The sequence below is a fragment of the Ruegeria sp. SATB027 genome, from assembly GCF_059613825.1.
Map to the genome: position 1 here is coordinate 12,490 of NZ_JBXWTH010000067.1, position 24,713 is coordinate 37,202.

The window sequence follows — 24,713 nt, forward strand, 5'->3', positions numbered from 1 at the left end:
CTCCCTTGGGTGACCAGCGCAGGTTTTAACCTCCGGCGCTGATCTGCCGTTACGGTCGAGCCGTCAGGCGATCTCGATCGGTTTTTTTGTGTCGTAAACGGACCCGTCATCGTCATACCACGTGAAAACGAATTCCCCGGCTTCAGGCACGGTTGCATCGAACTGAAAGTACGGGTTTGTCGAAATCGCCGGCTCCATCGTCACGTCTATCACCAGCTCTCCGTTAAACTCGCAGGTGAACCGATTGATGATCGAGCGCGGAATGACGTTGCCTTCCTTATCCTTACGCTGGCCACTTTCCATATTGTGGCTGATCAGCGTTTTGATCGTGATTGCTTCGCCAGCAGCGGCTGTTTTTGGAACCTTGACGCGGGGTTTTACACCGGATGCCATTGGTTGTTCTCCTGTTCTTCAGGGCGCGTGGCGATCAGCCGCCGCAGCCGCCAATTGTCACTTTTACGGTTGCCGAGGCCTTGGCAAAGCTGCCATCAGCCATTTTGGCCACAGCAATCACATCTTGCGTTCCTGCAAGACGAATGCGGGTCGAAGCCGCCTGCGCAGCAGCCAGCGGGCCAAAGTTGAACGTGGCAACGCCAGGCTCGGGGTTTCCGGCCGCTATGATCAGGATCGCAGCCGCACCCGGCGCGCTGACTTCGATCGGAACGGTGTTTCCGTTCTCGGCAATTTCCGGCGCCGTCAGTGTCACACCGCCGTCAGCCATATCTGCGCCGCCCGTAAACGCGGCTATCGCGTCTTCCGCAGCCGCATTTGCGCGGAACGGCATCAGGGTCAGGACCGCAGCGCCCAGACCAAGAGCCAGAGTCTCGCGACGAGAAAATTCCATTTTCAATCTCCTTTGGATCCTCACGAATTCACGCCTGAAAGCGTGATTATTGTTCTTTTAGGGTTGCGAGGAACGCGACGACGTCCTCGATTTCCTGTGCAGTCAGGATTGACGTCAAAGGCCCTGACGGAGCTTTGCCCGTATAGGCGTCGCCCGGGCGGATATAGCCGTCATCCTTGTAGAAAGCCGGCATGACCGTTCCGTCAAACGTCATCTTGGCATTTGCGACCAGTCCTCGAAGCTCCGCCTCGGACCACCGGTCCCCGGCCCCATCCAGCAGCGGACCGACTTCGCCATGGAACGGAATATCCGCCAAAGCCGTGACCTGATGGCAGGCCACACAGTTGCCCTTGGATTTCTCGCCCACGATGACCGCACCGTTTGCCGCATCGCCAGCGACGCCGGTCAATGAAGCCTCCACCGCGCCATAATCGTCGAACTGTACCTCTTTTGGTCCTGTTTCTGCCGCGATGGCGGCACTGCCTGTTATGATACAAGCCAAAGTCAAGTGTCTCAGCTTCATGATCCCTCCCATTTGCTACCGCGCCGATGGCGCATTGCGACCCAAAGCCTCTGTGTACCGTAGTCGACGGGCAGGGTTCATCGCAACAATAAATTCATCTTAATGAATTTTTTTATTTATACTACACCGCGTCAATCTTGCGAAACATTGTTTCGTTCTTGAATGCGGCGCGCATGATACCGTTGAAAATCTTCTCCATTATCAAGCTCGTACCGTTTTTCATTGACCCAGGTAAAAAGATCGAGGGTCGTTCCCTTCGAGAACGCCCCGGGCATGACCGCAACGGCCGCTTCGATTGCTGTGACATCCTCTGACACGTCCTCCGGCAAGAAAACCAAAGTAGGGGTGAACAGAATCCCCCATTTGCGCATCAGTGATCTTTGCTCGGCTTCTTCTCCGTCAAAATCGATGGCCATCGTACTTCCGTGTAAGTCCAGCTGAACGACAAAGAAGTTTTCCTCGATATACGCAGACAGGTCGGGTTGGGGGAAAACCTCTTCATGCATCTTTTTGCAGTAGATGCAGCCCTGTTGTTCAATGAACAGAACCAGCCGCTTGCCTTCCCCCGTCGCCTCTTCAAGGTCTTCACGAAGGTCTTTGAACGTGTCCCGCATCCACGGCGTTTTATGCAGACCGTCATCCCCCAGTTCAGCCGCGGAAACCGCCCCAGCAAACAGCCCTGCAATCAAGAACAATACTATCCGTTTCATGGTGTTCTCCCGAATTAGCCAATGGCCGCCAGCCAAGGCATGTGATCCAGCATCCATTGTGCGATTAGATTTATGGAATTGGTCGCGATCAGGATGCCAAAAAGAATCAGTAAGACACCCATCGCCTTTTCAATCATTCCCAGATGTTTCCGGAAACGTGCCATCCATTGCATGAAGGGCCGAACCAGAAAGGCTGCCAGAACAAACGGCGCTGTCATGCCAACCCCATAGACGAACAAAAGCACGGCACCACGCCAGGCGGTCTCGGTTCCGGCCGCTGTGAACAGGATCGCCGCCAGGACCGGCCCGACGCAAGGCGTCCAGCCAAAGGCAAAAGCCAACCCCAAAACATATGCCCCGATCACGCTTACATTTGTCGTCTCGCCGATATCTGCACGAAACTGTCGATACAGGAACCCGATGCGGAAAAGACCCAGAAAATGCAGGCCCATCGCGATGATGATGAGCGCAGCGATCCATCGCAGAATGTCGAAATACGCGCGAACCAGCTGACCAAAGATCGACGCCGTGGCCCCAAGCGCCATGAAGACCGTGATGATCCCTGCAGCAAAAGCAATCGCTGACAGGGTCGCCCGGCGGCGAACATCCGGGGTGATCGTCGAACCGGCCGAAATCTGCTCCATCCCGACGCCTGCAAGATAGCTGAGGTAGAAAGGGACAATGGGCAGAATGCAGGGGGACAGGAACGACAAAAGCCCCGCGATCAGAGCCCCTGCAAACGTGATGTCGAGCATGGTCAAATCCGTCCAGACAGGTTACTATTCACACATTCAAAATAATAAAGATGTACCACCCAGGTCAATCGGAGCTTTTGATGCGTCACGTAATACATACATTGCTCGTCATCACATTGCTGATCTGGCCTGCTGCGTCGCGGGCCGAAATGGTGTTGCTGATGGCCGAAGAAGACGGGTGCATGTGGTGCGCCCGCTGGGACGCCGAAATTTCCGAGATCTACCCGCTGACAGCGGAAGGAAAAGCTGCCCCACTGCAACGAACGGACATCCACGCAAACACGCCCGAAGGGATTACCCTGGATCGGCCGCTTTTTTATACGCCGACCTTTGTATTGCTGGAGGACGGTCACGAAATCGGCCGGATCGAGGGTTATCCTGGCGAAGACTTTTTCTGGGGGCTATTGGGTGTTTTACTACGTGACGCCGGAGTTAAGATCGAGAGCTCTGGTTAAATCCTCGGGATTTACATATACTGTTTTGAATACGTGAAGCCACGAAAGCGAGATGATCTTGTTGGACAAACCGTCGAAACTGCCCGTGTTCACCAAGGACATGTGCAACGAGGACTTGGACAGGATGATGGATAACGCCCAGACGGCGTCCAATTTCCTCAAGGCGATCAGCCATGAGGGGCGGCTGATGATTCTGTGCTATTTGTCATCAGGGGAAAAATCCGTCACGCAGATGGAGGAAATGTTGTCGGCCAGACAGGCTGCCGTTTCCCAACAATTGTCCCGCTTGCGCTTTGAAGGGCTGGTCAAGACACGACGCGAAGGCAAAACGATCTACTACAGATTGGCGGACGACCGGTCGACTCAGATTCTGGAAGTCGTCTACAATCTTTTCTGTCGGGACAAATAGAAGCCCGCGAGAAACACCGCCAGCTTTGGGAGGAGACTGGCCATGTTCGAACTTCTGGGAGACGCCAATACAGTTGCGCTGATCGGTCTGGTTGGCGGCATTGTACTTGGTCTTGCCGCGCGCATTGGGCGGTTCTGCACCTTGGGTGCGATTGAAGATTATCTTTATGCAAATGACGACCGGCGCCTGCGTATGTGGGCCGTTGCGATTGGTGTTGCGATTGTCGGCAGCCATTTGGGAATGGCGTTGGGTGGGATTGACCCGCTCAGTACGACCTACATTGCGCAGACACGGAATCCGATCGGATCGGTCATTGGCGGATTGATGTTCGGATATGGCATGGCCATCAGCGGAAACTGCGGCTATGGCGCGCTTGCACGCCTTGGCGGCGGCGACCTTCGGTCATTCGTCATTGTCCTGATCGTGGGCCTTTCCGCGTATGTGGTCATGTCCGGCCCTCTGGCCTATGTCAGGATCTGGCTTTTTCCCGAAGCCATGGATCTCGGTAATCCACAAAGCGTCAGCTTCCTTGCCGAACGGCTGACGTCGATACCGGCATGGGTTACAGGAACGCTTGTCGGCTCTGCCATAGTAGTATTTGCCCTGACAAATGATCGGTTTCGCAAATCACCTGCGCAGGTTTTATGGGGTGCGGCGGTCGGATTGGCAGTCGTTTCAGGCTGGCTTGGCACCAATTGGGTGGCCACACACGGGTTTGAAGGTGAGACTTTGCAAACACACACGTTTGCCGCACCTTTGGGTGATACCGTGTTCTATCTCATGACCGCCTCAGGCAACACGCTCTCGTTTGCGGTCGGTTCGGTTTCAGGGGTTCTGATTGGTGCTTTCCTCGGGTCATGGTCAAAAGGTCATTTCCGCTGGGAAGCCTGCGAAGATCCACGCGAGCTTAAGCGGCAGATGCTGGGGGCGGCAATAATGGGGCCCGGAGCAATAATTGCGGTTGGATGCAGTGTCGGACAAGGCATCTCCGCTTTTTCTCTGTTGGCCTATAGCGCGCCCATAACCTTTGCGGCGATCTTTGCCGGAGCAGCTCTTGGCCTGCGACAGCTTGTGTCAGGATTGTCTTTCATTCCCGAGCGTTAAGCCCCACCACACGCTACGGTTTCTTCGTACAGTCCCTGCGCAGGTTTTCGGCGCATGCTTCAAGCACCGAAAACCTGCAGCAGACCCTTCTCTCAGCCATTGGCCATGATGGAATCCAGTGTGTCGTGTTCCGCTACAAAATGGTCTGGTGCGACTTCTTGCAGCTTTGGAACATAATCACTGTGACCGTTGACCAGCCGACTGGGCAAGAAACGCAACGCGGCTTTGGGATCAAGTGGCGATGGCAGCTCACCCGGCAGTTTGAGGCGCTGCCGCGTCCGCTCTACATCCGGGTCCGGTATTGGCACGGCCGAAATCAGCGATTGAGTGTAAGGGTGGATCGGTTCCGAGCAGATCACCTCACCATCACCCATTTCCACAATTCGCCCGAGATACAGAACCATGATCCGGTTCGATACCGCACGCACAACCGACAAGTCATGGCTGATGAAGATCATCGACAGGCCAAATTCCTGCTGAAGTTCCTTTAACAGCTCGACAATCTGCGCCTGAATGGAAACGTCGAGAGCTGAAACCGCCTCGTCGCAGATAATCAGCCTGGGCTTGTTGATCATCGCCCGCGCAATGCCGACGCGCTGGTTCTGACCTCCGGACAGCTCGTGCGGGTAACGGTTGATCATGTTGGCCTGAAGACCAACCCGTTCCATCATCGCGGCAACCATCTGCTTGCGTTCCCGGTCCGTCAGATCGGGGCGGTAGGTTTTCAGCGGCTCAGCAATCGACGCTGAAATCGTCATGCGTGGATCAAGACTGGCCAAAGGGTCTTGGAACACGATCTGCAGGTCCTTGCGGTATTTGTTCAGCTCGGATCGCTTCAAGCCGACGATCGGATGGCCCAACCAGCTGACGCCGCCCGCGCTGGGTTCGATCAGTTGCAAGACCGCGCGCGCCAGTGTCGATTTTCCGCAACCAGATTCGCCCACGACACCCAGAGTTTCGCCCTTGCGAATATCAAAACTGACACCGTCGACAGCCTTCAGCGGAACCTTGCGCCCGAACAACCCGCCAGAGACGTGAATGGGGAAATGAACTTTGACGTCATCGACCTTGAGAAGGGGTTCTTCGGCCTTTTCCAAAGCGCGCGGCGCGTCGCCGGCATCAATCCGGGGCATCGCCTCCAGCAGGGCCCGCGTGTATTCGTGTTGCGGATTTCGGAACAGCGCGCGTGTTTCACCGTCTTCGACGAATTCGCCCATCCGCATGACCTGAACCCGGTCGCACATGCGCGCAACGACGCCCATGTCATGCGTGATCAGTGCAATTGCGGTGCCTTCATCCTTTTGCAGATGAACCATCAGATCAAGGATGTCTGCCTGAACCGTAACATCCAGCGCCGTCGTCGGCTCGTCCGCAATAAGCAGTTTGGGACTGCACAGCATCGACATCGCAATCATCACACGCTGCCGCATACCGCCTGATAATTCGTGCGGGAACTGGTCCAGGCGGCGGCCCGCTTCGGGAATGCGCACCCTGTCCAACCACTCCAGACAGCGCGCGCGCGCGGCTGACCCCTTCAGGCCCTCGTGGACCTGCAGCACTTCACGCATCTGTTGCCCAATCTTCAGATGTGGCGTTAATGCAGTCAGAGGATCCTGAAAGATCATGCCGACATCGTCGCCGCGGATCTGGTTCAGCTTGTTCACCGGCAGGTTCAAAATCTCCTGACCGTTCAGCTTGGCTGACCCGCTGGCATGTCCGGCAGGGGGCAGCAAACCCATTGCCGCCATGAAGGTCTGGCTTTTGCCGGATCCACTTTCACCGACGATACCAAGACATTCGCCCGGATTGATATCAAAACTGATATCCTTGACCGCCTCAACGACACCATCGGGGGTGTCAAACCGGACGCTCAGGTTCTTTACGGAAAACAGACTCATATCAGCGGTCCTTCGGGTCCAAAGCGTCACGTAGACCATCGCCGATGAAGAACATCGTGATGATAATGGCGACATAGAATGTCAGCGGGAACAACAATTGCCACAGCGTTCCATAGCCCATGGTTCCCGCCCCTTCTGCGATCAGCCTCCCCAGCGACGTGTAGGGTTCGGAAATTCCCAGACCCAGGAATGAGATGAAGCTTTCGGTCAGGATCATCTCGGGCACCAGAAGCGAGGCATAGACGATCACGACACCCAACAGATTGGGCAGGATATGGCGATACATGATCGTAAATTCACTGACGCCCGCCGCTCGGGCGGCCTCGATGAATTCACGGTTCTTCAGGGCAAGCGTCTGCCCGCGCACGATACGTGACATGGTCAGCCAACCAACCGCACCCAATGCGATGAAAAGCGTGAAGAAGGACCGCCCGGCAACAACCAGCAGAAGAATGATGATCAGAGTTGTCGGGATAGCCAGAAGGATGTCGACAAAACGCATCATCGCGCCATCCGTCCGCCCGCCAAAATACCCGGCAGTAATGCCGTAACACGTACCAACGATCAAAGCGGTCGCCGCCCCGATCAACCCCACAAGCAGGGACGTCGTGGTTGCCTGAATGACGCGGCTGTACAAATCGCGCCCCAAATCATCGACACCGAAATAGTGACCCGTTTCCATCGACGGCATTCCCATGCCCCGGACATCGCCCATGACATTCCAGTCGATCTCTTCATTGCTCCAGACCGCAAAATACGGTCCTATGATCGTGAACAGCACGATAAGCAGCAGAATGAACACGCTGGCCATTGCCGCTTTGTTTCGTACAAAACGCATTCGCGCATCCTGCCAGAGCGAACGCCCCTGAACGGCTGTATAATCGGTGATTTCTTCGGCCAGATGCGCGGCTTTTTGTGATTTTCCTAGCAAATCCAGCCCCTCAGTAGCGGATCTTCGGATCGAACCAGGCATAGGCCAGATCGGTCAGCAGGTTTACCAGAACGGTCAGAACGCCATAGAGGATCGTAACCCCAAGCAGCACGGCATAGTCGCGTGATAAGGCCGAGCCGACATAAGCCTGCCCCAGACCACCGGTCGAGAAATAGATGTCAACAAAGACGGATCCGGTCAGCACATAGACAAACACCGGTCCCAGATAAGATACGACCGGCAGCAAGGTCGGCTTCATCGCATGACGCCAGATCACGGTTCTAGTCGGCAGGCCCTTGGCACGGGCGGTTCTGATGAAGTTCGAATTCAGAACCTCCAGCATTGAAGACCGGGTGATCCGTGCAATCGATCCCATGTAAGATGTCGCAAGGGCGATAACCGGCATGATCAGATAGGGCCACTGACCACCATTCCACCCGCCGCCGGGCAACCATCCCAGCCACAGGGTGAATGTCAGGATCAGGATCGGACCCATGATGAAGTTGGGCAGCGCCTGCGCTGCAATCCCCAGCCCAACCGCAAAGTAGTCGATCCAGCTGTTGTGCCGGATTGCGGCGGCAATCCCCAGTCCGATGCCCACCACAGTAGCGACCAGAAAGGACAGCGACCCATAGGTCAGCGAGATCGGAAAGCCCTGCGCGATGATGTCGTTCACATCGCGGTCCTTGAACTTGAAAGACGGGCCAAAGTCGAAATGCACAACGATATTGTACAGATAATCCCAGAGTTGCTTCCACAACGGCTGGTCCAGGCCGTACCGCGCCTCGATATTGGCCAGAACCTGCGGCGGCAATGTCCGTTCCGAGGTAAAGGGCCCACCGGGCGCATAGTGCATCAAGAAGAAACAGGCGACGATCAGCAGCAGAATCGTCGGTATGGCGGTCAGGACCCGCCGAATGACATAGGCAAGCATTCAATGCCCCCAATAGATGGCGCTGCCCCGAAGAAAACTTCGGGGCAGGTCATGGTCAGAAGATGATTACTCGGCGATTTTGTAGAGGTTCTTGGAGTACCAGTTTTGCTCTACGTTTTTGACCGGCCAGTTTCCGACATCGCTATCCATCATGTAGACACCAGCATAGTGATAGATCGGGATAACGGGGGTTTCCTGAGCGATAATACGCTCGACCTCGGTGTACAGCGGTGCCGGATCGTCCGAAGTTTTGGCTTCGGCCAGCAACTCGTCCACGCGGGCATTGTTATACTTGCCGTCGTTGTAGCCCGAATCCGACTGCAACAGGTCAAGGAAGGTTGAGGCTTCGTTATAGTCACCACACCACGCGCCGCGGGCCAGATCAAAGTTCTGGTTGCCCCGCTCTTCCAAGAAGACTTTCCATTCCATGTTGGCCAGTTCAACATTGGCGCCCAGTTTTTGCTTCCACATCTGGCTCAGCGCGACGGCAACTTTCTTGTGGGCTTCCGAAGTGTTGTAGACCATCGAGAAGGTCAGAGGGTTATCCGCGCCAAAGCCGGCCTCGGCCAGCAGTTCCTTGGCCAGCTCATCGCGCTCGGCCTGGCTCATCGATGCCATTTCAACGACCGGGACAGTAAAACCTGCGGTTGCTTCTGGCACGAATGTATACGCGGGCGGCTCGCCACCGGCCTTGATATTCTTGGTGATGATGTCCCGGTCAACGGCTAGCGACAGGGCCTGACGAACTTTGGGATCCTTGAATTCTTCAGGGCCGCTGTCCGACACGTTAAACGTGTAGTAGTAGTTGCACAGGCGCGGGAAGCTGATGGCCTCTCCCGGATGCTCTTCCTGCAGACGCGGGAATTGACCGGCGGGAACTTCGGTCCGGTCCAGTTCACCGGCCAGATAGCGGGTCAGGGCTACGTTTTCATCATTGATGACCAGTGCCACAACCTTGTCGATGATGGTGTTGTCATTGTCCCAGTACATCTCGTTGCGCTCACGGACGGAACGTTCCTGTGGCAAGTGCTCGGTCAGAACATACGCGCCATTGGACACGATGTTTCCGGGTTTGGTCCACTCATCGCCAAATTCCGCGATCACCTTCTGAGGTGCCGGGAAGGTTGTCGAATGCGTTGTCATCTGCGGGAAATACGGCAGCGGCGCGCTCAGCGTGACTTCCAGGGTTGTGTCATCGATGGCTTTAACGCCCAGATCATCAATCGGTTTTTCGCCTGCGATGATCGCTGATGCGTTTTCGATCGACATCAGTTCCATGAACCACGCGTAAGGAGAGGACAGTGCCGGATCAACCGCGCGTTTCCAGGCGAAAACGAAATCTCCGGCGGTTACCGGGTCGCCATTCGACCATTTAGCATCGCCGCGCAGTGTGAAGGTATAGACTTTCTTGCTGTCATCGACGGTGTAACCTGTGGCAACGCCCGGAACCAGATTGCCATCCTCATCCTGGTTCATCAGCCCTTCAAACAGGTCGCGTACAATTTCAGCACCGGAAACGTCTTCGACAACCTGCGGATCGACCGAGCTGTGCTCGTCCAGAATGCGGTAGGTAAAGGTTTGATCGTCCGCCAGCGCTTCGCCGGTTTCAGGATGCGTGCCAGCGGCAAACGCGGCACCTGTGATCATGGTCGACGACAAAAGCCCCGCCACTGAGTTCCGAATGTATCTGTTCATGATTTCTCTCCCATATGTTCGTCGCCGCGCGGCCCCACTTGATCGGGGTCGCACGCAGCAGCCGGATTAGACCGACGCCCGCTGGGACTTCGTTCATTTCGATTTTGGTTTTGCCAATTCGCAAGGAACACTGCGTCGCAGCTTTCTTGGTTTCTGTCGGTAAAGAAGTTGCGAAAGTTGTCTTTCACTGCGTTGAACCGTGACATCTTTTGGCTCTGGGATAAAGCCTTGATGAAATTTTAGGCAACCACAAGCAGAAATATCTCCAACGACCTATCGCTGGCAATTTTCTGAGGATCAGCTCGGTCTTCGTGACATTTTCGTGAAGCCACGCGAAATCCGAACAATCCTTCGTGCCCGAATGGCGACTGCATTCTGGCCTCGGACAAACCAAAAAATACGCGAATCAGTGACGTCATTTCAGCAAGCCTGTGGTCCATTACATGTATCACACGGTTCAGAATACCACGGGTCAGATCACTGAGCTTTGTCAGGCTCTGTTGCACAGAGTTGAGCGCGCCGAGTAGTTCGGGTGATCGCATGGGCCTTTCCGTCGTCACGCAGCTTCGGCGATTGCAGTGGCATGACCGGCATGACCCCGAATATCCAGCACCTCTCCAAACGCATTGCAGAACATATCGAAGAACCTTCTAACGAAGACCACCGAGCTATTATCGCACAAGCGGGCCGCTTTGGCGGCTGGTCGTTTTATGTTGAAAATGGCGTTCCAGCCTATGCCTACAACTGGTTGGGGATCGAGATATTTACCGTTTCGGCGTCCGAACCTGTGACCGAAGGTACTCATGAAATCGTCCTCGATTTCGATTATGACGGTGGAAGCCCTGGCAAAGGTGGGACGGCACCCTCTTTGTTGACGAGATGCAGGTGGCACAGGGCAGGACCGACCAGACGCAGGCCATCATCTTTTCGGCGGACGATACAGCAGACGTTGGCTTCGACCTTTCCACACCGATGGCCAAAGCGAACGGCACCGAAGCAGCTTTGCGTTTTACCTGCAAGGTAATCTCGGTGACGGTGGCGGTTGAGTAAGATCGCTCTGAAAGAGGAGAGGCGTTCAGGCACCTGCCACAACGGGTGCCTAGAACCGTTGATGGAAACACGCTTATCATGACGATTGAAAGGCTTTCGGCACTGCTGAAGCTGGCGTCGGTAATTGCCTTTGTGGCTATTCCCGCTTTTGTTTTGGCATTTATTTTTCAGGTAGAGTCGGACCGGCATTGCCATCTACATCTTCAAGTCGCTCGCCTCCTCGCTAACGATTTGTAGGATCCTGTTTCTCTGGATCTTTCCCGACGGGCCCTTTGGAAGATCAATCAGAATGTGAACTTTGTCAGGAGACTTGAAACGGCCTAGCTGGGACTCACAGATCTTTGACAAAGCTTGCGGCGTCAATTCAGAACCTTCTCGAATTTTTACCGCTGCCTCGACGGTTTCACCGTAGCTTTTGCAAGGGCGGGCAAAGGCCGCAGCTTCAACAACGTCGGGGTGTGAATAAAGTGCCTCGTCAATCTCACGAGGGGCTATATTCTCCCCTCCCTTAATGATCAGTTCTTTCAATCGACCGGTCACATAAACATACCCGTCCTTATCCATGCGGGCGAGATCTCCGGTCAGCAACCAGCCATCCGAAGTAAATGTGCCCGCAGTAGCATCCGGGTCATTGAGGTACTCCAGCATCACATTCGGACCGCGTATGACCAACTCACCTTCTGTTCCGGTAGGTACAGGCCGAAATTCCGCGTCCAGAATTGCAACCTCATTTCCATATGCAATGCCGGGTGAACCAATCTTCCGAACGCCGGGGGGCAGCGGGTTTGACAGAATCTGAGCGGCAGTTTCCGTCAAGCCCATGGTTTCCACGATTGGGATCTCGAAACGATCCTCAAAGCCACGCTGCACGTCCGGCGCCAAGGCTGACGACGCAGAGCGCCCGAAACGCACGCGTTGCCGGGTTTGCGCATCCGGACTAGTCTCAGAGTGCAGCAGGTGCGAGATAATGGTCGGAACGACCGAGAACCACGTTGCCTCGGCCTTTCCAAGATTGTCCCAGAATTTGCTGGAAGAAAATCGTTCGCACATGGCCAACGATCCGCCTGAGACCAGTGTTCCCATCACCGTCACGCAGAGCCCGTTAATATGATAGATCGGCAAGACGCAAAACCCGCGATCAGCCTCGGACAATTCATGGGCAATTTTGGTCGTCCAACCCCCTGCCAACAGGCTGGAATGTGTGTGGACCACCCCCTTGGGGCGACCGGTTGTTCCGGATGTATACATCAACAAAGCGTGGCTATGAGGCGAGAGGCTATGCAGGTTGCTGCCGGACTCAACAGCATCTGCCACCTTCAACTGTTTGATATTCGCAGGATTGGCCGTTCGCCTGAACAGGTCCGTTTGATCGGAATGTACAAATCCATAGCACGCGCCGCTGTGTTCCAGCGCATAGGCAACGGCGCTGTCACCCGCGACAAGATTGATCATCGTGGCCCGAAATCCGCCATAGAGAACGCCAAAAAGGACCTCAAGCGCTTCCCGGCAATTGGGGTAGAGGATGGCGACGCTTTCTCCCTTCGCCACACCCCGTTCGGTCAACATGCTTGCGATGCGGCGAGCTGAGTCACGCAATTCACCCCAATTCAGGTCCCGCGCCCCGTCCGGGAAAACGAACCCGGTTCCCCCGCGGCTTGCCCGACGGTCAAGCCAGTCCCGGACGGTTCCCTTGGGTGGTTCGATCATTGCCCCGCCTCCGACCAGTAGCCGCCAAATATCGCTTCCAATTCGGGCTCGCGCGGCGGCGTTTCACGGATGATCTTTGTCGTTTGTACGAAATGCCGCCAATGCAGATTGGTGTCGATGGAATTGCCTCCCCAACTGCCGCAGCCCATTGACAGCGAAAAGGGCATGCAGTTGGTAAAGCTGCCACCAGTGGCAAAGGTATGCGCCTGATTTACGATGACCCGGCAGGTGGGCAGGTCGCGACCCAACCCAACCGCGCGCGCGTCGTCGCTGGTATGGATTCCGACAGAATGCCCCGCGCCCTGGTGTTCCAGAATACGAGCCGCGATTACCTTGGCTTCTTCAAAATTTGCCGCTCGATAAAGCGCCAGAACCCGGCTGAGCTTTTCCCCCGACAAAGGATGATCCGGGCCAATTCCGTCAGTTTCCACGGCTAGGAACTTGGTCCCCTCGGGGACCTTATCCGCCATATCCAGTGCTTCAAGCATCTTGCCAGCGTCCTGCGCGATTACAGATCGGTTGAGATGCCCATCGGGCCACAGCCGTGCGATGATGTTTCCAGCCTCGGAAGATGGCACCAAGGCACCGCCTTCAACGGCGATCGCGGCGACAAAGGCGTCATAGACCGCATCTACAACAACCAGCGCATTTTCAGACGAGCAGGACGTCGCGTTGTCGAAGCATTTCGATGCCGTGATCTTGGAAGCAGCTGCGGCCAGATCTGCGGTTTCGTCCACAATCACCGTCACATTGCCCGCACCAACCGCCACTGCTGGCGTTCCACAGGATTGTGCGCGTTGGACGTTGTTCTGACTGCCGGTACAGATCACGCGATCTACGGCTTCCATCAACCTTTGTGTCTTGGCCTTGGATCCGGGCGCAGGGATCATCTGGACCAAATCGCGATTGAGGCCGAGCTTGTCAAACTCTGAATGGATAAAAGCGATCAGCATTTCGCAGGAAGCGACTCCTTTGGGGGATGGTGCCACCACGATGGAGTTGCCTCCTTTGAGCGCATTGATGATATTGTTCGCCGGCGTCGCAGCGGGGTTGGTCGATGGAACCACAGCACCGATTACACCGATTGGACGTGCAATCTCGGTCATGCCGGTTGTCGGATTGTCGCTAATGATGCCGTGGGTTTTCACGTCAGCGATATCGCGCAACAAGCCCAGAGTCTTGCGGTGGTTCTTTGTAATCTTGTCCGGAACATTTCCCAGACCGGTGGTCGCAACAGCGATTTCGGCCAGTGCCCGATTGCGTGTTGGCTCCATGATTGCCCATCCCGCCGCCAGCGCCGCCTTGTCGTACAGCGCCTGACTGCCGATTTCTTCAAAGGTCGCTTGGGCCTTGCGCGCATGCGCTACTATGCGATCAACTTCGTCGATCTCGGGGGAAACCCCTTCCTGAGCGTTCATCTCGGTCCTCGATTGTTTGATCGGGGCGGACCCACTCCGCCCCGTAGGGAGTTGACTGGATCAGAGCCCAGCCAACAATTCGTTCAGTGTTTGCTGACGTTTCTCCCACATCTTGATCACTTCATCGCGTGTCATGATGTGCATGGGCGATCCGCCGGCTTCCATCTTTTTCATCACACGATCGTTGGCGAACATCTCGGGAACCGTTTCCGCAAGTTTCTCGATCACCTCAGGCGGCGTTCCCTTGGGCACCATCACGCCCCGGAAATTGACCGACGAGTTGTCGACATCAAGCCCCTGTTCCATCATAGTCGGCACGTCGGGCAGGAACGCGTTTCGCTCAAGATCTGCGACACCCAGGATTTTGACGTTGCCCGCCTCTTTTGCGCGGAACGCATCCGACAGGTTGTTTATACCACCCATGACTTCGCCAGCAATTACCGCTTTCATGGCCGCTGCGCCGCCGCCTTTGGTCGGGATATAGGCCATCGTTGTTCCTGCAGCCTTGTCGATTTGAAGAGCCGCAATGTGGTGACCAACAAAAAGCCCAGCCCCGGACACGGTCAGCTTGCCGGGGTTTTCCTTGGCATATGCGACAACACTTTCCATCGAGTTGAACGGGCTGTCCGCACCAACCACGAAGACAGCCGGGTCGGCGCCCCAGTTGGCGATGGGCTCAAAGCTGTCGACCGAATACTCGACCCCACCCTTGATCGATTGGGCGATGAAATGTGGAACATTGTAGGCAGCAAGAGTGTAGCCATCGGCGTCGGCCTGGGTTGCGAACCAGTTCCAACCCACACGCCCTCCGGCGCCCGGTTTGTTTATGATGGCGATTGGCATTCCCAGCGCGTCTTCATTCCCGGATGTCATGGTGACAATCCGCGCCTGAAAGTCGGTTGCGCCACCAGCGCCGTAACTGACCATCATCATGATTGGGCGTTCGGGATACTCCTCGGCAACCGCCGCGCCCGTCAGGCTCGTGAGGGCCAGTGCTGCCCCTGTAATCAACCGTTTCATTTGCGTTTCCTCCCTATTTTGGTTCATCCGCATCCCTTGCGGTCAGAACAGAAATTCCCTTGGTGTGTAGACTTGCAGAAGCATGGCAAAGAGCCCGTACATCACCGCCACAAAGATCGCTGTGATGACACCGCGCTTGACCCAGGTTTTGGCTTCGGAATGTGGGTCTGGATCGTAAATCGACAGCAGAATGAAAAACGCGATTGCCGTTGCTGTGTAGAACCCCAGCGATTTGGACGCCCAGAAGACATAGATAAGGGTGACGAACAAGCCCGGCAGCATGTTGATGAACATCATGCGGGTCACGCCGTTGCCTACCTTGGACAATCCCATCAGCGCTTTGCCGAAGGTCCACCCTGCCAAAACCACAAAGACCGAAGCGATTAGACGCGGAAACAGAAATGCCTCGACCGGTTGCTGAGTAAAGCTGACCCAGGTTACCCAAAGTCCTACGGCAAAAACCAAACCCGACCCGATTATGTGTTGTGTGCGGTTCATGCCTGTGCCTCCTCTTTGGTGGTATAGCGCCGGTGGCGAAGTTCCATCCAAACCGAGTAGGCAATTGAAGCCAGTACAACGGCGATCAGCAGAAGATTCAATCCGCCCGTCAGGAAGTAAGAGGCTTTGCCGACGGTCGCGTCCGCGATCATTCCGCCCTGAATGAAGTTGGCTTCGGCAATCGGACCAAGGATCAATCCCAGAACCAACGGAGCAGCCGAGAATCCAAATCGTTCCAGAAAAAACATCCCGATGCCAAGGCACGCCATGACATAGACATCCCCCATCGAACTCTGAACCGAGTAGGCGCCGAAGACCGAAAGGGCCAGAACAACGGCCGCCATGACCGATTGCGGCACCTGCGCGACACGCGCGGCCAGACCGGCAATGTATAGGCCGAAAGACGCACATCAGGACCTGGCCGATCAGCATGGAGTTTATGAACGTCCACGCCACGTCCGGGTGGTTGTCGAACAGATCCGAGCCCGGAAAAATTCCATGAATCAGCAGCCCGCCCAGCAAAACGGCTGCGGTTGGGCTACCCGGGATCGACAAGGTCAACAACGGTACCAGAGATGGGCCCACCATCGCATTGTTGGCGGACTCCGCGGCAATTACGCCCTCGGAATGACCCGTGCCGAACTTGTCCTTCTCGGCTGAAAACTTCTTACTCTGATCATAGGCAACCAGCCCGGCAATTTGCCCGCCAACGCCTGGGATCAGGCCAATGATGGAACCTGTCAGTGTGCCGATGCTAAGTGCTCGGGTACGGTTGAACAGTTCTCGCAATGCGGCCATGATCGAATGGCGCTGTACTTCAATGACTTCAGCACCCGTGTCGTGGCGTCCCTTTGCAAACATCGTCAGCACCTGAGGGATCGCGAACAGACCGATCAGCGCCGCGATAATGTTGATGCCGCCGCCCAGTGCAGGGTGAAAGATAAAGCGTTGCGCGCCCATAATGTCGTCGAAACCGACTGTCGCCAGCCACAATCCGATACAGCCCGATAGCAAACCTTTGACCACGGATGCAGAATCTAGCGTGCCAATCACAGTCACCCCCAAAATGGCCAACCAGAACAGGTGTGAGGGGCCAAACGCCAGCGCCCATTTGGCCAAAACCGGTGTCAGAAAGATCAATAGGAGCACACCGAAGATGCCGCCAACCGCCGAGGCCAGAAACGACAGTTGCAGCGCCCGCGCCCCTTGTCCCTGCTTGGCCATGGTGTGGCCGTCCAGAGTGGTGGCAATATTGGCTGGAGCGCCTGGGATTTTCAGTAGAATTGCACTCACCGCGCCACCAGCAACGGTCGAGGTATAGGCGGCTCCCAGCAAGATCAGCCCCTGTGCGGCCTCAAGCTGGAAGGTGAACGGAATCAAAAGGGCAACCGCCATCGTTGGTGACAAGCCTGGTGTCGCGCCCAGGATCAGCCCTCCGATCGTGCCGCCCAAAAGCAGCAAGAAGGACATCGGTGTGAACACATCCCCGAAGTAGTAAATGAATTCCATCCAGTGCCTCCCAACCCGTTTGTCTGCACTTTTGGTTTGTTGACAAATCAGGTTAGGGGATGAAAATAGTATTGCAAATGTTTTCATAAAATCGACTGGGCGGGACGAAATTATGTCTAATTTTCAGCATGGTAAAGTCGATATCGTGGCAGTCGCAAAGGCCGCGAAGGTTTCGCCGTCTACGGTTTCTCGTACCTTCAATCACCCTGATCTGGTCAGCCCTGCGACTCGCAAAAAGATCAACAGGGCAGTGCAGCGGCTCGGGTATATCCGCAATCGTGCCGCTCAAACAATGCATGGCAAACGGTCAGGAACGATTGGCCTGGTCGTACCAACTATCAACCATGCCATCTTCGCCGAGGTCATTCAGGCTTTTTCCGACTCTATCGACAAGGCAGGATTCAGCCTTCTACTGGCGTCGCACGGGTATGATCTGGATCGGGAATACGCGATGGTCCGCAAGTTTCTTGAACATCGCGTGGACGGCGTGGCATTGGTTGGCTTGGAGCATTCCGATGCCACCAATCGCTTGATCACGCAGCAGAAAATACCTGCACTTGCGATTTGGAACTACTCAAAGGATTCGGATCTTCCTTGTGTCGGGGCCGACAACCAGTTGGCCGGCCGTCTCGCAACAGAGCATCTGCTGGCCCTAGGGCATCGTGACATTGGGCTGATCTTTCCAAAGACCAATGGTAATGACCGCGCGCAACATCGACTTTCCGCCGTGCACGAAGCGCTACAAAATATGGGTGTCTCCGTTCCGGGCGAGCACGAATCTGAAGCTCCTTACAGCGTTTCGCAGGCCAAGCAGGCTGCGCTGAACCTTTTGGCGGAAACATCTCGACTTACGGCTTTGTTATGTGGAAATGACGTCATAGCGCAGGGCGCTTTGTTTGCGGCCCAGAAACTGGGGTTAAACGTTCCCGGCGATCTTTCAATTATTGGCATCGGAGATTTCAAGGGATCGGCTGATGTTGAGCCGGGGCTCACCACCATTCGAATCCCCGCCGAAGCCATCGGTAAACTCGCAGGGGACAAGTTCACCGATTACATTACGTCAGATGAGTCGGAACATTTCAAAATTTGCTGCGAGCTGGAGCGTGTTGTTAGAGGAACAACAGGTCCAGTGTCAGTATAATAGTCGGCATTGCCAACTTGTTTGCACATTCTGAACAGATGTGTCGCAAACTATGAGGCCCGGTTGACGAACATGCGCGATTTGACGTTTTTCCCATCGAATAGTTCGTTAACAGGTTTCAACATGATCTCATTCAAAGGCTGCCATCTCCTCAAGGATGCAGTGTTGTACGCTGGGTACATCTATCAGTTCTGACACTAGTCCGACCCTGCGATAACAACTTCGATTTCATTTTTGTCGAGCATGGCCAGGATGTTGGCAGGAGGAACGCGGTCCGTATACAAAACATCAATTCCGGCCATGTTATGGAGAGATATCGGAGCCCGCTTGTTGAATTTTCCGCTGTCGGCTACGACGATGCGCACCTGCGCATTTTCAGCTGCAGCACGCGCGATATTGGCCTCTTCGAGATCATGCAGCATGAAGCCCAAATCGCCATTCACGGCTCCAACCGAGAACACTGCCAGCTGTACGTTGAAACGCTTCACAAGATCCAATGCCTCTGCACCGAAAGCGCCCCCATCATGTGCGCGCAGTTCTCCACCCGCCAGAAACACCCGGTTGTTGTTGTGCTTTGACAACGTGTAAGCGACGAAAACCGAATTTGTAACTACAAACAGGTCTTTGTGTTTCCGTAGCGCAAGCGCGACGTAGGCGGTCGTCGAACCGATATCCAGAAATAGGGAATCCCCGTCGCTAATTGTATTTGCGACTGCCCGGGCTATTGCTTCTTTCGCATGTGCTTGCGTTCCCAAGCGGTTTTCAAAGGGTGGCTCTATGGCGTCTTCGCTAAGATGTACGCCGCCATGCACCTTCCGCACGATCTTGCGCTCTTCCAGCGCCTTGACATTGCGCCGGATCGTTTCATTGGAAACATTCAATTTTTGAGCCAGGAGGCTGACCCTGCACGACCCGCCCGCATGTTGCAGCTCGCGAAGGATTTCTTCTTCGCGCTGATTTGTGGTTTTTCGTGGCTTTAACATGCGACCTCCTGAAAGGGGGATACGGCAGTCATCCCAATAAAACAATATTACGTCCAATACGGTGCCGTTCGGGGCTTTTTGTGTGAATTATAACGAATAATCGTGGCGAAGTGTGGTTTTTATTGACGTAGTTGTCAGATTGGCGCAGCATGGAAGTGTAATAAACGAAAAACACTCAAAAAGCCACATTCAGGGAGCACAACATGATCAGGAAATTCAATGCACTACACGCAATGGCATTAGTCGCTGGCGTAACTGCTTCGGCTTCTTGGGCCGCCGAATCGACGGACCCAATCAAACTGACGTTGCATGATTGGTCAGGGCAGCTGATCAACACCAAGATAATGGGATCAATCCTGCAAGAGGCCGGATACAACGTTGAGTATGTACAGGCAGACTATATCGCTCAGTTTGCGGGCCTGAAGACAGGTGATCTACATCTGGCAATGGAAATCTGGGAAACCACCGGGCGTGAAGCGCTGGACGAAGCCACCGCCTCTGGCAATGTGGTGAACGTAGGTGAAACCGGTCTGATGGCGATCGAAGAATGGTGGTACCCGACTTACATGAAAGACCGCTGCCCCGGCTTGCCAAACTGGGAAGCTCTGAAAGACTGCGCAGGGGAATTTGCCACGGCTGAAACCTCGCCAAATGGGCGCTATGTCGGCGGACCCGTGACCTGGGGCGGTTTCGACGAAGAACGCGTCGAAGCGTTAGAGCTGGAGTTTGAAGTTGTCCACGCAGGCACGGATGCTGCGCTTTTTGCAGAGCTGGAATCCGCATATCAGCGCGAAGATCCGATCATGTTGTGGGTCTATGTTCCGCACTGGGCCCCGGCCAAATATGACGGCGAATTCGTGGAGTTTCCGCCATACTCGGCCGAGTGCTACAGCGACCCGTCCGTCGGTGTGAACCCGGCTTTGGCCTATGATTGCGGAAAACCGCGCGGTCCGATCTGGAAGGCTGCTTGGTCTGGCCTGCAAGAAAAGTGGCCGGGCGCGTATGACATCATCGAAGCCTATAACATCAATAACGACGAGATGAGCGCCATGGTCGGCAAAGCCGATCTGGACGGTGTGGATATTGATGCAGTTGTCGCGGATTGGATGGAGACGAACAAGGACCGTTGGTCTGGCTGGATCTCTAAATAATCTGCTTGGCCGAAGCGGTTACCCCGCTCTCCTCTACCGCTTCGGTCTTTTTCCGTCTTAGTCCCGGACACCACAGATGACTCCCACAACAAAACTGTCCTGCCGAAACGTTTGGAAGCTTTACGGTCCAAACGCCGAGACCCTTCTGGCGCAAAATCCGAACCCATCGGCGGATGACATTCGAAATGCGGGTGTGATCGGAGCGGTACGCAACGCCAATATTGAAATCGTTGAAGGTGAAATCTTCATCATCATGGGCCTGTCCGGTTCAGGCAAATCAACCCTGGTTCGTTGTCTGTCCAGGTTGATCGAACCTACAAGCGGTGAGGTTCTGTTCGACGACGCCGACCTGCTGCGCGCCAGCGAGAAAGAAATGATTGAAATCCGCCGACACAAGATGGGCATGGTGTTTCAGCATTTTGCCCTGCTGCCGCACCTGACCGTATTGCAGAATGTGATGTTCCCCCTGACTATTCAGGCTACGCCCAAACACGAGGCCGACGCAAAGGCGAGAGACGTGGTGGAACTGGTCGGCCTGAAGGGGCGCGAGGACTACTATCCACGAGAGCTCTCGGGTGGTCAGCAACAGCGTGTGGGCATTGCTCGATCGTTGGTGACAGAGCCCGATCTTTGGTTTCTGGACGAGCCTTTTTCGGCCCTCGATCCGCTGATCCGGCGCGAAATGCAGGATGAATTTCTGCGACTCCAGGAACGGTTGCATAAGACTATTGTCTTTATCACGCACGACTTTGAAGAAGCCGTTCGCTTGGCCGACCGCATCGCCATTATGAAGGATGGTGAGGTCATCCAGATCGCCACCCCGGAAGAACTGGTGATGAATCCAGCGACAGAATATGTGGCTGAATTCACGCGCCATATTCCGCGCTCCAAGGTTTTGACGGTTGGTGGTGTAATGACCGTCGGCGCTGCAGGTGAAGGTGAGCCCATTGTGCAATCGACCCGCGTCTCGACCGTGGCGGAACGGATCATCGCCGCAGATGCGCCAATTCCCGTGACAGACAGCAATGGGCTGGTTATTGGCGCCATTGATCGCAAGGCTGTGGCCCATGTGCTATTCGGTGAAGGGGACGCGGTATGAGCCGCCTGTCCCGCAGTCAGCTCATCATTCTGCTGCTTGTCGGACTCACGATCCTGCTGGGGTATTTCGGCAGCAACCTGGGAAAAGCGCTCGATGCGCGCTGGATCACCAAATTCCCGTCGGCTTGGGTCGTCCCGTTCAAAACTTATATCTCATCTGCAATGTCCTGGCTGATCGAGGATGCTGCAATCGGCCCAGTTTCGTTCACCGACGTTACCCGCGCTGCTGCTTGGTTGATAGAACAGCCCTATGACCTTGTCTTGTCCCTGCTGGCCGAGGGTTTTGTCACCGGGCAAGGCAACGATGCGCAAGTCATCCTACCTGCGATCAGCTGGATTGTGGTTATCACCGCCGTAATAGCTTTGGGACAGTATTGCCGGGACTGGGGGTTGGCCGCGTTGGTCGGCGGCTGCTTTACCTATCTGGCCGTTTTTGGCCAGTGGGACAGCGCGATGGTAACACTTGCCTCGGTCCTGATTGCGGTGCCGATTGGCGCGGGCGGCGGGCTGTTGTTGGGGATATTGGCCTATCGCCACCTGACTTTCGATCGCATCATCTCGCCCATTCTGGACCTGATGCAGACAATCCCGATCTTTGCCTATCTGGTACCAATTCTGTTCATGTTCGGCTTTGGACCGATTTCGGCGCTTGTTGCAACTATCATCTATGCGACACCACCCATGGTGCGGATCACCACGCTTGCCTTGAGAGCCGTCGACCCCGAGATTTTGGACTTCGGGCGCATGGCAGGCACGACGCAAAAGCAGTTGATGTGGCGCGTTTTGGTTCCTTCCGCCAGCCACAGTCTGATGGTAGGCGTCAATCAGGTGATCATGCTGACGCTGAACATGGTCATCATTGCCTCGATGATCGGGGCCGGAGGATTAGGGTTTGACGTCCTTGCCGCGCTGCGCCGGCTGGACATCGGCGCTGGGTTCGAGGCCGGTATTGCCATTGTAGTTCTGGCCATTGCTGTCGATCGCCTAAGTCAGGCTTTTGCCGAGCGTATGGGGCAGGTACATCACGAGCTCCCCGGCTCGTGGATCACCCGCCATCGCCGGACAGTTCTGGTAATGATCCTGCTGATTTTGACCTGGGTTCTGGGACAGTTCTCACCCCTGTTGCTGGAATATCCTGAAAGCCAGACGATCACCACTGGCGGGTTCTGGGATGACACGGTCAAATACCTGAACATCAATTATTTTGACACGTTCGAGGCGATCAAGATCTTCTTCCTGACGTGGTTCATGATCCCGATCAAAACGGTTTTGCTGGGAATCCCATGGCCTTGGGCCATTGCCATGCTGACCTTGCTGGGTTGGCACGCAGGGGGCTGGCGGCTGGCGCTGCTGTGCGGAGGACTGGCGTCGCTGATCCTCGTGTCAGGACTGTGGGCCAAGGCAATGGTGACAGTTTATCTCTGCGGTGCCTCTGTGTTTCTTGCTACCCTGATCGGTGTTCCGCTGGGCGTTGTGGCTGCTCTGAACAAACGCGCCGGGACGGTGATCAACCTGTTGATTGATACGTTGCAGACTTTGCCCAGCTTTGTTTATCTGATCCCGGTTGTGATGCTGTTTCGCGTCGGCGATTTCACTGCGCTGATTGCCATAGTCCTTTACGCGCTGGCCCCGGCCGTACGTTATGCGGCCCATGGCGTGCGCTCGGTCAGTGAGGAATTGATCGAGGCCGGATTGGTCTCTGGGTGCACACGCACGCAACTTCTGCGCCATATTCGCTTGCCCATGGCCCTGCCCGAAATCCTTTTGGGTATTAACCAGACCATCATGCTGGCGCTGTCCATGCTGGTTATCACCGCCCTCGTTGGCACCCGCGATCTGGGGCAGGAAGTCTACATTGCCCTGACAAAGGCTGACACTGGTCGAGGTCTGGTGGCAGGGCTGTCCATCGCATTCATTGCCATCATCGCTGATAGGCTGATCAACGCAAGCGCTCGTCAGGCACGCATCCGCTTTGGAATGGAGAGTTGATATGACCCAATCCGACCTGATGACCCGCATTCGCAAGCTACCGATCTGGCAGGGCGAGATCAAAGCCACCCCGTTGACGGGTGGGATTACAAATGTGAACTACAAGGTCACTGACAGCAGTGGATCCTATGTGGTGCGTGTCGGTGACGACATCCCTTTGCACCAGGTGATGCGCTTCAACGAACTGGCTGCCAGTAAGGCCGCCCATGCTGCAGGTCTGTCACCCGCTGTAGTGTTTTCGTCCAACGAATTAACAGTGCTGGAATTCGTCGAAAGCCGCACTCTGATCGAAGAAGACGTACGCGACCCCAGTATGCTGCCTCGAGTGCTGGAGCTCGTGAAAGCCTGCCACCTTGAGGTGCCCAAGCACCTGCGCGGCCCGTCGCTGGTGTTCTGGGTCTTTCATGTCATCCGCGACTATGCCGCCACCCTCACCGATCATGGAAGTTCGCATAAAGGCCTGATCCCTGAACTTGTGCAAATTGGAAATGATCTGGAAGCCGAGGCCGGGCCGTACGAAATCGTGTTTGGCCATAACGACCTGCTTTGCGGCAACTTTCTGGACGATGGCACCCGCCTGTGGCTGATCGATTTCGACTACGCGGGCTTCAACTCGCCATTGTTTGATTTGGGTGGGCTGGCCTCGAACAACTCTCTTTCCAATGAACAAGAGGACTGGGTTCTGGAAACCTACTTTCAGGCACCCGTCACCAACCAATTGCGTCATCGCTATACGGCGATGAAATGCGCCTCGCTGCTTCGTGAAACCATGTGGAGCATGGTGTCCGAGATCACCTCGGATATCGACTTCGACTATGCAGCCTACACAAGTGAAAATCTCGCGCGGTTTCGCACGGCCCTGACCGATTACAAAAACACCTGAGGACAGAT

At 55.4% G+C, this 24,713-nt stretch carries 25 protein-coding genes and 1 pseudogene; 9 read left to right on the top strand and 17 right to left on the bottom strand.

What is annotated here, in order from left to right; translation table 11 throughout:
* Positions 1–63 precede the first annotated feature (63 nt).
* From soxZ to AC2FPW_RS17075, 5 genes are all read right to left on the bottom strand, one after another.
* Entirely contained in the window at positions 64–393 is a 330-nt protein-coding gene (gene soxZ, locus AC2FPW_RS17055; RefSeq protein ID WP_209507503.1) for a thiosulfate oxidation carrier complex protein SoxZ, read from the bottom strand.
* Positions 394–427: 34 nt separating this feature from the next.
* On the bottom strand, positions 428–844 hold the full coding sequence (gene soxY, locus AC2FPW_RS17060) for a thiosulfate oxidation carrier protein SoxY (RefSeq protein WP_496814700.1): 417 nt from the start codon (positions 842–844) through the stop codon (positions 428–430).
* 46 nt (positions 845–890) lie between these two features.
* The gene (gene soxX / locus AC2FPW_RS17065; protein WP_267366181.1) at positions 891–1,367 is read right to left on the bottom strand and encodes a sulfur oxidation c-type cytochrome SoxX; all 477 of its coding nucleotides are present in this window, start codon (positions 1,365–1,367) and stop codon (positions 891–893) included.
* A gap of 131 nt (positions 1,368–1,498) precedes the next feature.
* On the bottom strand, positions 1,499–2,077 hold the full coding sequence (locus AC2FPW_RS17070; protein ID WP_496814702.1) for a thioredoxin family protein: 579 nt from the start codon (positions 2,075–2,077) through the stop codon (positions 1,499–1,501).
* A 14-nt stretch (positions 2,078–2,091) separates the two neighbouring features.
* Entirely contained in the window at positions 2,092–2,832 is a 741-nt protein-coding gene (locus tag AC2FPW_RS17075; protein ID WP_267366182.1) for a cytochrome c biogenesis CcdA family protein, read from the bottom strand.
* 80 nt (positions 2,833–2,912) lie between these two features.
* On the opposite strand from AC2FPW_RS17075, the gene AC2FPW_RS17080 reads away from it, so the two are divergent.
* Genes AC2FPW_RS17080 through AC2FPW_RS17090 form a run of 3 tightly spaced genes read left to right on the top strand, consistent with a single transcriptional unit; the run spans position 2,913 to position 4,800 of the window.
* Entirely contained in the window at positions 2,913–3,287 is a 375-nt protein-coding gene (locus tag AC2FPW_RS17080; RefSeq protein WP_496814703.1) for a hypothetical protein, read from the top strand.
* 52 nt (positions 3,288–3,339) lie between these two features.
* Entirely contained in the window at positions 3,340–3,696 is a 357-nt protein-coding gene (locus AC2FPW_RS17085) for an ArsR/SmtB family transcription factor (protein WP_209507497.1), read from the top strand.
* 42 nt (positions 3,697–3,738) lie between these two features.
* On the top strand, positions 3,739–4,800 hold the full coding sequence (locus AC2FPW_RS17090; protein WP_496814704.1) for a YeeE/YedE family protein: 1,062 nt from the start codon (positions 3,739–3,741) through the stop codon (positions 4,798–4,800).
* A gap of 92 nt (positions 4,801–4,892) precedes the next feature.
* On the opposite strand, the gene AC2FPW_RS17095 is transcribed toward AC2FPW_RS17090, so the two are convergent.
* From AC2FPW_RS17095 to AC2FPW_RS17120, 6 genes are all read right to left on the bottom strand, one after another.
* Positions 4,893–6,698, bottom strand: a complete 1,806-nt coding sequence (locus tag AC2FPW_RS17095) for an ABC transporter ATP-binding protein (RefSeq protein ID WP_267366176.1) — start codon at positions 6,696–6,698, stop codon at positions 4,893–4,895.
* Between the two features lies 1 nt (position 6,699).
* Positions 6,700–7,629, bottom strand: a complete 930-nt coding sequence (locus AC2FPW_RS17100) for an ABC transporter permease subunit (protein ID WP_496814706.1) — start codon at positions 7,627–7,629, stop codon at positions 6,700–6,702.
* 10 nt (positions 7,630–7,639) lie between these two features.
* Positions 7,640–8,563, bottom strand: coding sequence for an oligopeptide ABC transporter permease OppB (gene oppB / locus AC2FPW_RS17105; RefSeq protein ID WP_209507493.1), 924 nt, complete (start codon positions 8,561–8,563; stop codon positions 7,640–7,642).
* Between the two features lie 66 nt (positions 8,564–8,629).
* Entirely contained in the window at positions 8,630–10,258 is a 1,629-nt protein-coding gene (locus AC2FPW_RS17110) for a peptide ABC transporter substrate-binding protein (protein ID WP_267366177.1), read from the bottom strand.
* 239 nt (positions 10,259–10,497) lie between these two features.
* Entirely contained in the window at positions 10,498–10,800 is a 303-nt protein-coding gene (locus AC2FPW_RS17115; RefSeq protein ID WP_480773818.1) for a hypothetical protein, read from the bottom strand.
* Between the two features lie 14 nt (positions 10,801–10,814).
* On the bottom strand, positions 10,815–11,063 hold the full coding sequence (locus AC2FPW_RS17120; protein WP_480773819.1) for a hypothetical protein: 249 nt from the start codon (positions 11,061–11,063) through the stop codon (positions 10,815–10,817).
* 80 nt (positions 11,064–11,143) lie between these two features.
* On the opposite strand from AC2FPW_RS17120, the gene AC2FPW_RS17125 reads away from it, so the two are divergent.
* Positions 11,144–11,308, top strand: coding sequence for a hypothetical protein (locus AC2FPW_RS17125; RefSeq protein WP_480539211.1), 165 nt, complete (start codon positions 11,144–11,146; stop codon positions 11,306–11,308).
* A gap of 195 nt (positions 11,309–11,503) precedes the next feature.
* Here AC2FPW_RS17125 and AC2FPW_RS17130 read toward each other — a convergent pair whose 3' ends face one another.
* The 5 genes and pseudogenes from AC2FPW_RS17130 to AC2FPW_RS17150 form a co-directional block, all read right to left on the bottom strand.
* Positions 11,504–13,015 (bottom strand): class I adenylate-forming enzyme family protein, encoded by a 1,512-nt coding sequence (locus tag AC2FPW_RS17130; RefSeq protein ID WP_496814708.1) that lies wholly within the window; start codon positions 13,013–13,015, stop codon positions 11,504–11,506.
* Positions 13,012–14,433 (bottom strand): acylating sulfoacetaldehyde dehydrogenase, encoded by a 1,422-nt coding sequence (gene sauS / locus AC2FPW_RS17135; protein ID WP_496814710.1) that lies wholly within the window; start codon positions 14,431–14,433, stop codon positions 13,012–13,014. The genes AC2FPW_RS17130 and sauS overlap by 4 nt, the downstream gene beginning before the upstream one ends.
* A gap of 60 nt (positions 14,434–14,493) precedes the next feature.
* The gene (locus AC2FPW_RS17140) at positions 14,494–15,453 is read right to left on the bottom strand and encodes a Bug family tripartite tricarboxylate transporter substrate binding protein (RefSeq protein ID WP_496814711.1); all 960 of its coding nucleotides are present in this window, start codon (positions 15,451–15,453) and stop codon (positions 14,494–14,496) included.
* A 42-nt stretch (positions 15,454–15,495) separates the two neighbouring features.
* Positions 15,496–15,951 carry a tripartite tricarboxylate transporter TctB family protein gene (locus AC2FPW_RS17145; RefSeq protein ID WP_480483463.1) on the bottom strand — a complete coding sequence of 152 codons (456 nt, stop codon included), beginning with the start codon at positions 15,949–15,951 and terminating at the stop codon, positions 15,496–15,498.
* A pseudogene (locus AC2FPW_RS17150) lies at positions 15,948–17,460 on the bottom strand (tripartite tricarboxylate transporter permease). The gene AC2FPW_RS17145 and the pseudogene AC2FPW_RS17150 overlap by 4 nt, the downstream one beginning before the upstream one ends.
* A gap of 112 nt (positions 17,461–17,572) precedes the next feature.
* Between AC2FPW_RS17150 and AC2FPW_RS17155 the strand changes: the two are divergent.
* Positions 17,573–18,601 carry a LacI family DNA-binding transcriptional regulator gene (locus AC2FPW_RS17155; protein ID WP_496814713.1) on the top strand — a complete coding sequence of 343 codons (1,029 nt, stop codon included), beginning with the start codon at positions 17,573–17,575 and terminating at the stop codon, positions 18,599–18,601.
* Positions 18,602–18,798: 197 nt separating this feature from the next.
* On the opposite strand, the gene AC2FPW_RS17160 is transcribed toward AC2FPW_RS17155, so the two are convergent.
* On the bottom strand, positions 18,799–19,584 hold the full coding sequence (locus AC2FPW_RS17160) for a DeoR/GlpR family DNA-binding transcription regulator (protein WP_480483469.1): 786 nt from the start codon (positions 19,582–19,584) through the stop codon (positions 18,799–18,801).
* 203 nt (positions 19,585–19,787) lie between these two features.
* Between AC2FPW_RS17160 and AC2FPW_RS17165 the strand changes: the two genes are divergently transcribed.
* From AC2FPW_RS17165 to AC2FPW_RS17180, 4 genes are all read left to right on the top strand, one after another.
* Complete coding sequence (locus tag AC2FPW_RS17165) at positions 19,788–20,735, top strand: ABC transporter substrate-binding protein (protein WP_480488010.1); 948 nt, start codon at positions 19,788–19,790, stop codon at positions 20,733–20,735.
* A 76-nt stretch (positions 20,736–20,811) separates the two neighbouring features.
* Positions 20,812–21,834, top strand: coding sequence for a quaternary amine ABC transporter ATP-binding protein (locus AC2FPW_RS17170; RefSeq protein ID WP_480546022.1), 1,023 nt, complete (start codon positions 20,812–20,814; stop codon positions 21,832–21,834).
* The gene (locus AC2FPW_RS17175; protein ID WP_480773824.1) at positions 21,831–23,822 is read left to right on the top strand and encodes an ABC transporter permease; all 1,992 of its coding nucleotides are present in this window, start codon (positions 21,831–21,833) and stop codon (positions 23,820–23,822) included. The genes AC2FPW_RS17170 and AC2FPW_RS17175 overlap by 4 nt, the downstream gene beginning before the upstream one ends.
* A 1-nt stretch (position 23,823) precedes the next feature.
* A complete protein-coding gene (locus AC2FPW_RS17180) occupies positions 23,824–24,705 on the top strand; it encodes a phosphotransferase (RefSeq protein WP_480483477.1) in 882 nt (293 codons plus the stop codon).
* Positions 24,706–24,713: the final 8 nt, after the last annotated feature.

Coding starts and splice junctions, on each gene's coding strand:
- soxZ (WP_209507503.1), bottom strand. CDS start 393: ATGGCATCCGGTGTAAAACCCCGCGTCAAGGTTCCAAAAACAGCCGCT.
- soxY (WP_496814700.1), bottom strand. CDS start 844: ATGGAATTTTCTCGTCGCGAGACTCTGGCTCTTGGTCTGGGCGCTGCG.
- soxX (WP_267366181.1), bottom strand. CDS start 1,367: ATGAAGCTGAGACACTTGACTTTGGCTTGTATCATAACAGGCAGTGCC.
- AC2FPW_RS17070 (WP_496814702.1), bottom strand. CDS start 2,077: ATGAAACGGATAGTATTGTTCTTGATTGCAGGGCTGTTTGCTGGGGCG.
- AC2FPW_RS17075 (WP_267366182.1), bottom strand. CDS start 2,832: ATGCTCGACATCACGTTTGCAGGGGCTCTGATCGCGGGGCTTTTGTCG.
- AC2FPW_RS17080 (WP_496814703.1), top strand. CDS start 2,913: ATGCGTCACGTAATACATACATTGCTCGTCATCACATTGCTGATCTGG.
- AC2FPW_RS17085 (WP_209507497.1), top strand. CDS start 3,340: ATGATCTTGTTGGACAAACCGTCGAAACTGCCCGTGTTCACCAAGGAC.
- AC2FPW_RS17090 (WP_496814704.1), top strand. CDS start 3,739: ATGTTCGAACTTCTGGGAGACGCCAATACAGTTGCGCTGATCGGTCTG.
- AC2FPW_RS17095 (WP_267366176.1), bottom strand. CDS start 6,698: ATGAGTCTGTTTTCCGTAAAGAACCTGAGCGTCCGGTTTGACACCCCC.
- oppB (WP_209507493.1), bottom strand. CDS start 8,563: ATGCTTGCCTATGTCATTCGGCGGGTCCTGACCGCCATACCGACGATT.
- AC2FPW_RS17110 (WP_267366177.1), bottom strand. CDS start 10,258: ATGAACAGATACATTCGGAACTCAGTGGCGGGGCTTTTGTCGTCGACC.
- AC2FPW_RS17115 (WP_480773818.1), bottom strand. CDS start 10,800: ATGCGATCACCCGAACTACTCGGCGCGCTCAACTCTGTGCAACAGAGC.
- AC2FPW_RS17120 (WP_480773819.1), bottom strand. CDS start 11,063: ATGAGTACCTTCGGTCACAGGTTCGGACGCCGAAACGGTAAATATCTC.
- AC2FPW_RS17130 (WP_496814708.1), bottom strand. CDS start 13,015: ATGATCGAACCACCCAAGGGAACCGTCCGGGACTGGCTTGACCGTCGG.
- sauS (WP_496814710.1), bottom strand. CDS start 14,433: ATGAACGCTCAGGAAGGGGTTTCCCCCGAGATCGACGAAGTTGATCGC.
- AC2FPW_RS17140 (WP_496814711.1), bottom strand. CDS start 15,453: ATGAAACGGTTGATTACAGGGGCAGCACTGGCCCTCACGAGCCTGACG.
- AC2FPW_RS17145 (WP_480483463.1), bottom strand. CDS start 15,951: ATGAACCGCACACAACACATAATCGGGTCGGGTTTGGTTTTTGCCGTA.
- AC2FPW_RS17155 (WP_496814713.1), top strand. CDS start 17,573: ATGTCTAATTTTCAGCATGGTAAAGTCGATATCGTGGCAGTCGCAAAG.
- AC2FPW_RS17160 (WP_480483469.1), bottom strand. CDS start 19,584: ATGTTAAAGCCACGAAAAACCACAAATCAGCGCGAAGAAGAAATCCTT.
- AC2FPW_RS17165 (WP_480488010.1), top strand. CDS start 19,788: ATGATCAGGAAATTCAATGCACTACACGCAATGGCATTAGTCGCTGGC.
- AC2FPW_RS17170 (WP_480546022.1), top strand. CDS start 20,812: ATGACTCCCACAACAAAACTGTCCTGCCGAAACGTTTGGAAGCTTTAC.
- AC2FPW_RS17175 (WP_480773824.1), top strand. CDS start 21,831: ATGAGCCGCCTGTCCCGCAGTCAGCTCATCATTCTGCTGCTTGTCGGA.
- AC2FPW_RS17180 (WP_480483477.1), top strand. CDS start 23,824: ATGACCCAATCCGACCTGATGACCCGCATTCGCAAGCTACCGATCTGG.